Source organism: Leptospira bouyouniensis, from assembly GCF_004769525.1.
Lineage (GTDB): Bacteria > Spirochaetota > Leptospiria > Leptospirales > Leptospiraceae > Leptospira_A > Leptospira_A bouyouniensis.
Map to the genome: position 1 here is coordinate 159184 of NZ_RQFT01000010.1, position 11644 is coordinate 170827.

Here is an 11644-nt window from a genome sequence, read left to right on the forward strand (position 1 = left end):
GCGAAAACCTGGGAATACACTTATGGCAGCACTTACGATTACACTACCCGATGGAAGTTCCAAAGAACTCGAATCAGGAAAGTCATTTTCTGATTTTATCCAAAACCAACTGCCTTTCTTAAAAGAGAAAGCTCTTGCCGTTGTTTTGTCCGATGGACGAACTGTTGATTTATCTTTTGTTCCGACCGAAAACACCACTGTAAAATTTCTCACCTTCGATGAAAAAGAAGGAAGGGATGTATTCCACCATTCGTCAGCCCACTTACTAGGGATGGCGGTCCAAAGGTTATGGCCACATGCGAGACTCACCGTAGGTCCTGTCATAGAAAATGGTCCTGGGTTTTTCTTTTATGACATCGATTTTGGAGACACCGTCATCACTGTCGATGACCTTCCCAAAATTGAAACAGAAATGGGAAAAATTGTGAAAGAAGACCTAACAGTAAAACGTTGGGAACTTTCCAAAGAAGAAGCCATTCAGAAATTCAAACAAGAAAACGAACCTTACAAAGTAGAACTCATCCAAGGGTTTGATTCCGCATCGGTTTCGTTATACGGACAAGGGGAATGGTATGACCTTTGTCGTGGGCCACATGTTGCCCGCACAGGTCAAATCAAAGCTTTCAAACTAACTGCCATTTCAGGTGCGTATTGGAAAGGGGATTCTAAAAACAAACAACTCACTCGGATTTATGGAGTTTCATTTCCCTCAAAGAAACAGTTAGATGAATATATTTTTCTCATCGAAGAAGCAAAAAAAAGGGACCACAGAAAACTTGGGAAAGAACTCGATCTGTTTAGTTTCCAAGATGAAGCTCCTGGTTTCCCCTTTTGGCATCCAAAGGGAACCGTACTTTGGAATACACTCGCTTCTTACATCAGAGAAGAATGTTTTAGACGTGGGTACCAAGAAATCAAAACACCTGCGATTTTAAATTCTTCGCTTTGGAAAAAATCAGGCCATTGGGATAATTTCAAAGAAAACATGTACTTCACTGACATCGATGAAAGTGAGTTTGCGGTAAAACCCATGAACTGTCCTGGTTGTTGTTTGATTTACAAATACCATATGCACTCTTATAGAGAACTTCCACTTCGCTTTATGGAACTTGGGAATGTACATAGGCATGAGATGTCTGGAGTTTTACATGGACTCTTTCGAGTTCGTGCTTTTACTCAAGACGACGCTCATATTTATGCTCCATTGGAAAAAGTAGAATCAGAAGTAGAAGACATCATCGATTTTACATTTGATGTGTATAAAAAATTTGGATTCACTGAATTCAAAACCTTCATTGCTACGAGGCCAGAAAAATCGCAAGGTAGCGATGAAGATTGGAACCTCGCCACACAAGCATTACACGATGCCTTAAAGAAAAAAGGGATCGAATACGGGATCAAAGAAGGGGATGGTGCTTTTTACGGACCAAAGATCGAATTCAATATCAAAGATTCATTGGGAAGGTTATGGCAATGTGGGACAGTGCAAATTGACTTTTCCATGCCAAACCGATTTGAACTCGACTTCACTGCATCCGATGGAAAAAAACATGCACCCGTCATGATCCACCGTGCTATCTACGGTTCTCTCGAACGTTTCATTGGAATTCTCATCGAACACTTTGAAGGTAAATTTCCGCTTTGGCTCAATCCGACACAAATTCGTGTCTTAACTGTGGCAGAATCTCATAGTGATTATGCAAAAGAAGTATATCAGGATTTGGTGATGCATGGATTCCGCGTCGAACTGGATGTACGGAATGAAAAGATCGGAAGTAAGATTAGGGATTCCATCATAAAACGTAGTAGTTATACGCTCATCCTTGGTGATAAAGAGAAAGAAGCAGGGAGTATATCGTTCCGTCGTATGGGCGAAGAAAAAACGGATACGGTTTCTCGAGATGGATTCCTCTCTCTTCTCAAAGGGGAACTCAACTAAAGAAATTTCTTGACTAACACTGGTCGGAACATATGTTTCCTACCAGTGTCCAAGAGCCAAGTTTATCATACGATCAATGAGCCAGTTACTTTCTATCTGGACTTACCCATTCACCCACCGTATGATGTATGTGATGCGTATGATGCCATTCCCATGATGGGTCTCCCCATTACTGAAGGTGTAACACTTGGCTGGAAAGTAAGTCGAATGCAGTTTGTCGATGGGATGGGTCGGGATGTTACATTCGATTGTCCGAACATTGTCATCACTGGCGGACAAAACATCGGAAACAATCCTGTCTCGTTCTATGTAGTTGCAGCCTTCTATGATCAGAACGATCGACTTTTGTCATGCCAAACTTCCGAACACAGCATACAACCTTGGGAACGATACGATGTGCCGGGACTTTGGAGTCGGTTTCCTTTTCCAATTTCTGAAATCGCAAGAGTGGCCGTACGTATCACTGTCTCTGGGTGTGTCCTGCAAATAAGGAATGAAGGACACATACTCTCAACCCAATACAAACTCATTAAAAAAGAATCCAAAAAAGAATGGAAACGCGCAGGTCACGTGGTAGGAATCCATGGTGTCCAAAAATGGAATCCAGGCAAAGGGAAACTTTTGTTTGCAACAGAACCTCTAACCAAGGAAAATAAACTTCGTTTTCGCTTGGAGAGAAGGGAAAACCAGTCGTTCCATTACCTTGCCCTTGTCCAAACACCAGACCCTGTTTCGAAAGATACCAAATGGGACAACCTGATCCAGTATGTTTTGTATGATGAGTTCGGTCGGATTTGCCATGGTGGTTCTTGTATGGGAATGGGAAATCACGGGGAATATCTGTCTCTTATCCCCATTTTGCCAGAAATTTTAGATTCGGAATCCCTTTCCATTGAATATGTGGTCTGGGAAGGGCCTAGCGGAACGCTTTAGCCATCGAACCTGTGCATTTGCAAAGAAATGTACTTGCGTGCCTCGTTTTTCATCCGAAATTGGAAATTGAAAGAAATTTCGGAGACTGAATGCAGAAACGGCCCAACCCTAGAGGGAACCCAAACCAAGATAAATTCGCCCACATCAGAATTAACGAACAAATTACCAATGTAGCATCGATCCGACTCGTCTCTGACGAAGGGTCTGACATCGTTACTCTGGACGAAGCTCTAAGAAGAGCTAAGGAAGCTAACCTTGATTTGGTGGAAGTCTCGGGAGACCAAGATGTTCATGTCTGTAAGCTGATCGATTTTGGAAAATACAAATTCGAACTTCTTAAAAAAACGAAAGAAGCGAAAAAGAAACAACACGTTGTCACGGTGAAAGAAATTAAAATCCGCCCGCGGATTGATAACCATGACTTCGAGATTAAGAAGCGTCATGCTTTAGAATTCTTGCAAAAGGGTGATAAAGTAAAAGTGACACTTCGATTCCGAGGCAGAGAGATGGTTCACTCTGAAATTGGAATGAATATTGTTAACCGGTTTGTCGAGGACCTAAAAGAGCATGCCTCTCCCGAAAAAATGCCGGTACACGACGGAAAGACGATAGTGGTCGTGATGAACCCAATTGGTGAAAAACCTAAAGGATAAAACAACTATGTATAAGCTGAAGACAAATAGGGCAGCAGCCAAACGTTTTAAGTTTACCAAATCAGGTAAAATCAAACGCGGTTGCGCCTTCCGAAGACATATCTTGGAGAAAAAATCTCCTAAGATGAAACACCAAAGCCGTGGAATGCACCTCATCCATGAAACCGATTACAACCGTGTAGAAAAACTTCTACCTTACGGAGGTTAAACGATGCCACGCGCAGTCAACGGAACCATCCATAAGAATCGTAGAAAAAAAGTTCTCGCTAAAGCGAAAGGTTTTAGAGGCGGACGTTCAAAACTTTTTAGAACAGCTAAATCTGCTGTGATGAAAGCGGGTCAATGGGCATACCGTGACCGTAGAAAGAAAAAGTCTGAATTTAGAAAACTTTGGATCACACGTATCAATGCCGCAGTCAGAGAAAATGGAATGTCTTACTCAAAATTCATTCACGCTCTCAAAACTCACGGAATCAACTTAGACCGTAAGACATTGGCTGACCTTGCATACAACCACAAAGAAGTATTCAACGCCATCGTCGAAAAAACCAAAGTCGCTAAGTAAATTAGTGCTTGATAGGAATGGAATAGCTCGTCTATTCTATTCCATCGGATTGTTATCATGTTAAAAATCGAAACCATTGAAGAGCTAGAAAGTAAAGTTGTTAAGGCCCTTGAGCTTATCCAGGACCTAAGAACAGAAAACGCACGCCTGGAGACAGAGAACGAATCCCTCCGCGCGGAAAATGACCAAATGAAGCTCGCAATGGAGGAAAAAGAGCGCGAACTCAAAACGTTGCGTTCACAGCTCCAAGAAGCGACGGATGAATTAAACCAACTCAAAGAAAGAGAAAGTTTACTCGAATCCAAAGTGCACCAACTGCTTGGACGTTTGGACGGACTTCCTACGACAGGTAGTTCCACTCCGAAATCAACTCAAACGCCCCCATCAGAATCTGATGTTCCAGCGGCTCCATTAGCGGCTGCTGCTGTCGCTACGACACCAAGCCTCACTTCAGAAGATGACGATGAAATTATTTTACTCGATGAAGATGAATCAGAATTCCATGCGGAAGATGTTTTAGAAAAAACTCCAGCCTCCGCTTCTTTTGAAAAAGAAGAACTCGTTGTAGAATCAGATGATGAAGTCCCTACAGTGGAAATTGATGAGGATGATGATATCATTATTGACGATGAGGATGAAGCGATCAGTGTATTTGATGCTGATGATGACGATGATTTTCTCATCATTGAAGACGATCCCAAATAAATGATATGGCAGAATCTGCCCCAAAATCACAAAAAATAACCAAACAAATATTTGGTGAGACGTATACAATCGTAGGTGAAGCTTCTTCAGGGTATATTTCTGAAGTGGCTGACTATGTCGAAGATCGCCTTTTGGAGCTTGGTAAAGTATTGCCCAATGCTTCTAAAACAAAAATTGCTGTGCTTTGTGCCTTAAATCTTGCAGACGAATTGTTCCAGATGCGAGATGTGACTGCCAAGGCAAAAGAAAATCCGGAACTCGAAGAAAGAACTAAAAAAATCATCTCACTTCTGGAAGAAGGGATCATTGGGGATCATTTTTGAATCCAATTTCAAAATCCGAAGCTAGACAAATTCTAAAAACAAATATCGCCAAACTCACAGAACGTGAGGATTTGGAAGTCGCCATTCTCAAACGACTTTTCCCATTATTACAAGGCAAATCAAAGATCATCACTTATGTTCCCGATCTACAATTTGAAGTGGATGTGTTGCCTGTTGTGGAATCGTCGCCTTTACCAAAACCCACAAGTTTTATGGAAGCCCGTCATTCTGCTAAGTGGTACTTCCCGAAAGTAGGAGAAAATTTTACCTTACGTTTCATACGTCCGTTCTCTTTTGAAAAAGGCCCACATGGAATTTTTGAGCCAAAAGGGGATGAGGAGATATCCGTAGACGAAGCCGATTTGATCCTCGTTCCCGCACTGGGTTACCACCAAAATGGAACAAGGCTCGGTAGGGGGGGTGGTTATTATGATCGCATTTTATCTTCTGAAACTGTGCAAAAGAAAACCATTGGATTTAGTTTTTCTAAATTTTTTCCCGTCCCATTCATAACAGAAGGGCATGATATAAAAGTCGGAAAAATGATTACGGAATTTCAGATTCATTCTTTTTTCGATTGAATCCACGTAGGATTCTGACACGATTCCAGGTAGAATATGGACCAAGAAAAACTTCTCACATCCCTTGCGGAAAAGACCAAAATGGAACAAGAATCCGATTTGGGAGACCTTGAACAATTTCTTACATTTACCATCGAAAGGGAATTCTTTGGGATACGTTTATTACTTGTCCATGAAATTTTAAAACCGGTTCTCATCACACGAATTCCCAATGTGGATGATTATATTTTAGGAGTGATCAATCTTCGTGGAGAGATCATCCCAATCGTGGATCTTAAAAAAAGATTCCACGCAATTGATTCTGATATCCATCCCATTTCAAGGATTGTAGTTGTGATGTTAGATGAAAAACGAATTGGTATTTTGGTCGATGAAGTCAAACAAGTCGTGAAAATCCAAAAGGATTTTATCAGTTATACAACAGATGACTTGTCGTTAAACTATAGTAAGATGGTAGAGTCTGTTTCTCGATACGAGGATCATTTGATTTTGAATTTGGATTTGGAACAAATTGTAGATTTTGTTTCATCCACTAAGTAAGGAAAAAGGGTTACGACATTGGCTGGAATTTTAGGCGAATACACAGAAGTTTTCCTGGAAGAATCCGAGGACCAAATTGAAGAACTCAATTCCAATTTGGTAAAACTTGAAAAAGATCATGAAAACCCAGAAATCATCAATGATATCTTTCGTGCGGCCCATTCCTTAAAAAGTTCTTCCGCATTCGTTGGATTGTACAATTTATCCGACTTAGCACATACGATGGAAAACCTTCTCCAGAAAATCAGAGAAGGCAGTTTAGAAATAAATGTAAAACTTGTTAATTTACTGTTTGAATGTTTTGATTTGATCAAACAAGTGATTGAAGGTGTTGCCAATGGAGTAAAGGTTGAAACTCCATTCACCGACATGATTCAAAAATTACAGGATTATGAGGTATCGGTATCTGGAAGTGGATCCGGGACTGCAGCAAAAGAAGCACCGCAAAATAATACATCAAATCAAAATACAAATCAAACTTCTCTAGGCAATTTAACAGAAGAAGAAATCGCCGAAATCAGAATGGCTCTCAGAGAAGAAGATGGTCTTTCTGTTTTCTCTGTCGACCTTCGATTGAAAAATGAAACTCCTATGCAAAATCTTCGTTTGCTTTTGATTTTGCAGTCGGTTACTCAGTCTGGTGTTGTGATCAAATGTGATCCAACCGAAGAGGCTTTAGATAATGGACAAGGGAGTTATGCACTTTCCTTTATCACGGTTACTAAATTTAACAAAGACGAATTGTATACTCAGTGTAACATTGATATGGTTGAGAATCTTTCCATTCAATCCATTAAAATCCCTGAAACAGAAATGGAAGCTCTCGAAAAACGTTCCGAATCTTCTGTTGTGAGCTCTACTCAATCAAATCCGAACGCAATTGATTCTGAAGAAAAGTTAGTTTCAAAAGGGTCTGCCAATTTTGAAAAAGCAGTCACTGATTCTAAAGTTGTCATGCGTACAATAAAGGTATCCTCTGACAAACTTGACCAACTTATGAATAATGTTGGTGAACTTGTCATCACAAACTCTGGATTCCAAAAGATCTACGATGATTTAGTATCTCAGTTTGGTGAAGATTCTCTTTTCAATGAACTAAAAGGGAAAATCGACCAGATCAATCGTATTTCAAAAGACTTACAAACTGGAATTATGAACATCCGTATGGTTCCGATTGGATCTGTGTTCAATCGATTCACACGGCTCATTCGTGATCTTTCACTGGAAACCGGTAAACAGGTGAATTTAGTTTTACGTGGTGAAAACACGGAGTTAGATAAAAAAGTAATCGATGCGATTGGGGAACCTCTCATTCATTTGATTCGAAATTCAGTGGACCATGGAATTGAATCCCCTGAAGAACGAAAACTTGCAGGTAAGTCAGAAGAGGGCACGGTGGAACTCAACGCCTACCAAGGTGGTTCCAATATCCTTGTGGAAATTCGCGATGATGGAAAAGGTCTGAGTAAAAGTAAAATTTTGAAAAAAGCCATCGAACGTGGGTTAGTCACAGAAGCTGATTCCCAAAATCTTTCAGAATCTGATATCTTTCAATTTATCTTTGCACCGGGTTTTTCTACAGCAGATAAAATTTCCGATATCTCAGGCCGTGGTGTTGGGATGAATGTTGTGAACAAACTCATTGAAGAGTTCAAAGGAAAAATTATTATCCATTCGGAAGAAGGAAAAGGTTCATCATTTACCCTATCATTCCCGCAAGCCCTTGCCATCATTCCTTCCATCCTTGTGATCATGGAAGAAGAAGTGTATGCCTTCCCATTATCAGAAGTATCTGAAACGATTAAGGTTAACTTAGACCAAATCACAACGCTTGAAGGGCATGAGATCATCAACTTACGGGGAGAAGTTTTACCAATTTACAGATTGAATCGTATTTTGGGACTTGCTGACAAACAAGAAATGGTGGAAGTTCCTGTTGTCATCGTAAACTATAAAACGCGTAAACTTGGATTTATGGTAGATGACCTCATCGGAAAACATGAAACAGTGATCAAATCTCTTGGCAAAAACTTCCAAGATGTACAGGGTTTAACTGGAGCTACCATCATGGGAGATGGAACCATTATTTTGGTATTAGATATCCCTGGGCTTGTGGAAATTGCTGCGGATAAAATAGACTGGACAGACAAACTTGTGTCAGGTGAGATGATGAAACGTTCTTCAACGATTCGTTCTCTTGAAATGTCTGATTCAGAATATATTTTCAAATCCAATCATCCAACCAATCGTTACAATGCTCAACTCATAGAATTACGTGCAAAAGACAAGTCACGTACCAAAAAAGATAAACATAAAATCGAAAGGCATATCATCGTTCCAAAAGAAGAAGTGTTTACAGAAGAAGCTGTAACCAATCAAAAAGTAACTACAGAAGTATCCAAAAAAGAAACAACTGTAAATGGACACTCTGATGGGCATTCACAAACTTCTGATTCCGCAACTTCTACTCTTGTTCTCGATCATAAAACAGATGAAATTCATCGACTTGCAGATGTTGCAAAAATTGACAACGTTAAGTTAACCGAAAGGGAACAAGCCGCCGAAATCATCAAAGGATTTGTGGAACAAAAGGAAGAACGCCTTAACCAAGTTTCTGCACTAAGCACTGATGCAATCAATGAAATCATGTCTTCCAAAGATATTAAAAAATTGGAAAATATTGTGAACACTGGAATGATGAATGCTGGTGTTGTATTATCGCAGTTAGTTGGTAAGGAAGTAGAATTATTTATTCCTGAAATTAAGTTAACTGATCGAGATGGTTTGGCAAAAGAATTCCGTTATTCCATGGACCAATTTTTTGGAATGAAAATCCGAATGACCGGGGATTTAAACGGAAATCTTTTGATGATGTTTTCAGAAGAAAATGGATCTGAAATTGCAAAAGAACTTTTGGGATCGGAAGAAGCAAAATATGCTGATGGAAATAATCATAAGTTATCTGATGATATGATGTCTGTTTTATCCGAAATTTCGAATATTGTTTGTTCGAGTGTGATGAATTCACTTTCAAATAAATTAAAAAAAGAAATTTTGCCTTCTGTGCCTGAGATGATCACAGGAAGTTTTATGGAAGTTGTGGATATTGTGAAACCAGAACGAACCAAATTTTTGTCAATGCATACAGAATTCAACCACCAAGGGAGCAACCTAATTGGTGTTTTAGTATTTTTGCCTGATTTTGACGAGTTAGTTGAGTTAATCCATAAATCATGAACAAAAAACCGACGGTCGTGATCATTGATGACTCACTACTTGTGAGAAATATTTTAAGTGATGCACTCACTAAAAAAGAGGAAGTATCTGTCATTGCCACAGGCAAAACAGGCATGGACTGCATTGATCTCGCTGAAAAACTAAAACCTGATTTTATTGTTTTAGATATCGAAATGCCGATTATGGATGGGTTAACGGCACTTGCTGAAATCAAAAAGAAAAAACTCCCAAGTCATGTCATCATGTTGTCCGTTCTCACCCAACATGGCGCAGATGCTACTTTTAAGGCACTCGAACTTGGGGCAGTGGATTTTATTCCAAAACCATCAAGTGGGAATCAATTTTCACCAGAAGACATTGCGGCTGTATTATCTTTAAAAATCAAAGGATTTTCAGATTCCAAACAACTTAGTTTTGAAACGGTTTCCCGACCGGAACGCCAAATAAATAAAAGTTTTCAAAAACCAATCCAAGTAGATGCTATCGGAATTGGTACCTCCACTGGAGGACCAAAAGCGTTACAAACCGTTTTTGCAGGGATACCAGCTGATTTTCCAAAGCCGATTTTTGTTGTGCAACATATGCCAGCAGGATTCACGAAAGCTTTTGCTGACAGATTGAATTCTTTGTCAAAAATACAAGTGAAAGAAGCAGAACATGGCGATTTGGTGCATTCGGGTACGGCATACATTGCTCCTGGAGATTACCAAATGAAGGTAGTTGCGAAAGGTAAAGATCATTTCATAGAACTTACCCATAGCGAACAAGTCAATGGCCATAGGCCTTCCATCGAGGTATTATTTGATAGTTTAATAGAGTCATATGGAGCAGATCATCTTTTGTCTATGATTATGACTGGGATGGGAAAAGATGGATCTCAGGCAATATCCAACATACACGCGAAAGGTGGTATTACTTTGGCACAGAATGAAGCAACTTCTGTAGTGTATGGGATGAACCGCGTTGCGGTAGAACTTGGGGGGATCGATTTTGTTCTCCCTGTTGAAGAATTAGTACCAAAAATGATAGAATTATTAAAGTCGAGAGGGAATTAAAATGGCAAGAATTTTGGTTGTAGATGATGCAAAATTCATGAGAACGCTCGTTAAAGATGCGTTAGTTGGAGCAGGTCACGAAATCGTTGGTGAAGCAGAAAATGGTAACATTGCGGTTGAACAGTATAAAAACCTCAAACCAGATTTGGTCACCATGGACATTACCATGCGTGAAAAAGATGGAATTGAAGCCACAAAAGAAATCATAAAATTTGATGCTTCTGCAAAGATCATTATGGTGACAGCACTTGGACAAGAAGACCTTTTAGCAAAGGCCATCAAAATGGGTGTGAAAGATTTCGTTGTGAAACCATTTCCACCGGAGAGATTGCAACAAGCAGCCGCTAAAGCATTAGGTTTATAAGTCGTGTCTCAAACCCCGGAGTTTATCGTCCGGTGGCAAAACCAGGACGGTGGATTGACTGAAGGACCTTTGACGGTTTTATGGTCTCTGATTGATAGTTATAAGGTTGATATTTTTGAAGTCTCCCTTTCGCGTATCACATCTGATTTCATTCAATTTTTGAGAACGAGTCAATCCTTGTCCATTGAGCTTACCTCTGAGTTTGCTGTGATGGCGTCACATTTGGTGTACTTAAAATCTAAGGCATTACTCCCTGACCCAGGTTTTGAAGAGGAAGATTACGATCCGCCCCTACCGAAAGAACTTGTGGATAAACTTTTGGAACACAAAAAATTCCAAATGGCTGGGCAACGCCTCGCTGAACTGGACAGATTGACCGCAGGAATGTTCACGAGAGAAACCAACCAAGTTTTAGATGAAACGGAAGTATGGCTCGATGTGAGCCTTGTTGATTTGATTTCTGCCTTCAATTCCATTTTGGAACAGGAGAGTTCCAATGAGGAAGAGGAACAAATCCCTATCTACGAAGGGGTTTCCCAATATTCGGTAGAAGATAAAATGGCCTACTTGCAGAATTTATTGGAAAAATCTGGCGAAATTCACTTTTTGGATTTGTTTGAAAATGACAAACCAGAAAAAAAAGAAATCGTCGCAGCCTTCCTTGCTGTATTAGAAGTTGTTAAAATCCGAGTTTGCAAAGTGGTCCAACACGCAGTTTTCGGAGAAATCAAAATAGTCAAGGTTTAGAT

The 11644-nt window shown here is 40.0% G+C and carries 13 protein-coding genes; all 13 read left to right on the plus strand.

The window, feature by feature from the left end:
- The first annotated feature begins 22 nt into the window (after positions 1-22).
- Positions 23-1939, plus strand: coding sequence for a threonine--tRNA ligase (gene thrS / locus EHQ43_RS10965; protein WP_135743086.1), 1917 nt, complete (start codon positions 23-25; stop codon positions 1937-1939).
- Positions 1940-1984: 45 nt separating this feature from the next.
- Positions 1985-2872 (plus strand): hypothetical protein, encoded by an 888-nt coding sequence (locus tag EHQ43_RS10970; protein ID WP_208731019.1) that lies wholly within the window; start codon positions 1985-1987, stop codon positions 2870-2872.
- An 89-nt stretch (positions 2873-2961) separates the two neighbouring features.
- The gene (gene infC, locus EHQ43_RS10975) at positions 2962-3525 is read left to right on the plus strand and encodes a translation initiation factor IF-3 (protein ID WP_012389351.1); all 564 of its coding nucleotides are present in this window, start codon (positions 2962-2964) and stop codon (positions 3523-3525) included.
- Between the two features lie 7 nt (positions 3526-3532).
- Positions 3533-3733, plus strand: a complete 201-nt coding sequence (rpmI, locus tag EHQ43_RS10980; protein ID WP_002988170.1) for a 50S ribosomal protein L35 — start codon at positions 3533-3535, stop codon at positions 3731-3733.
- 3 nt (positions 3734-3736) lie between these two features.
- The gene (gene rplT, locus EHQ43_RS10985; RefSeq protein ID WP_002975326.1) at positions 3737-4090 is read left to right on the plus strand and encodes a 50S ribosomal protein L20; all 354 of its coding nucleotides are present in this window, start codon (positions 3737-3739) and stop codon (positions 4088-4090) included.
- Positions 4091-4147: 57 nt separating this feature from the next.
- The gene (locus EHQ43_RS10990; protein WP_135742965.1) at positions 4148-4795 is read left to right on the plus strand and encodes a hypothetical protein; all 648 of its coding nucleotides are present in this window, start codon (positions 4148-4150) and stop codon (positions 4793-4795) included.
- Between the two features lie 5 nt (positions 4796-4800).
- Positions 4801-5118: a cell division protein ZapA gene (locus tag EHQ43_RS10995; RefSeq protein WP_135742966.1), complete on the plus strand. Its 318-nt coding sequence runs from the start codon at positions 4801-4803 to the stop codon at positions 5116-5118.
- Positions 5115-5699: a 5-formyltetrahydrofolate cyclo-ligase gene (locus EHQ43_RS11000; RefSeq protein WP_135771227.1), complete on the plus strand. Its 585-nt coding sequence runs from the start codon at positions 5115-5117 to the stop codon at positions 5697-5699. Before EHQ43_RS10995 ends, EHQ43_RS11000 begins: the two co-directional genes overlap by 4 nt.
- A 36-nt stretch (positions 5700-5735) precedes the next feature.
- Positions 5736-6239: a chemotaxis protein CheW gene (locus tag EHQ43_RS11005; protein WP_135742968.1), complete on the plus strand. Its 504-nt coding sequence runs from the start codon at positions 5736-5738 to the stop codon at positions 6237-6239.
- 18 nt (positions 6240-6257) lie between these two features.
- Positions 6258-9476, plus strand: coding sequence for a chemotaxis protein CheW (locus tag EHQ43_RS11010; protein ID WP_135771228.1), 3219 nt, complete (start codon positions 6258-6260; stop codon positions 9474-9476).
- A complete protein-coding gene (locus EHQ43_RS11015; RefSeq protein WP_135752984.1) occupies positions 9473-10531 on the plus strand; it encodes a protein-glutamate methylesterase/protein-glutamine glutaminase in 1059 nt (352 codons plus the stop codon). Before EHQ43_RS11010 ends, EHQ43_RS11015 begins: the two co-directional genes overlap by 4 nt.
- Position 10532: 1 nt before the next feature.
- Positions 10533-10895 (plus strand): response regulator, encoded by a 363-nt coding sequence (locus tag EHQ43_RS11020; protein ID WP_002975323.1) that lies wholly within the window; start codon positions 10533-10535, stop codon positions 10893-10895.
- Between the two features lie 3 nt (positions 10896-10898).
- Positions 10899-11642 (plus strand): segregation and condensation protein A, encoded by a 744-nt coding sequence (locus tag EHQ43_RS11025; RefSeq protein ID WP_135742971.1) that lies wholly within the window; start codon positions 10899-10901, stop codon positions 11640-11642.
- Positions 11643-11644: the final 2 nt, after the last annotated feature.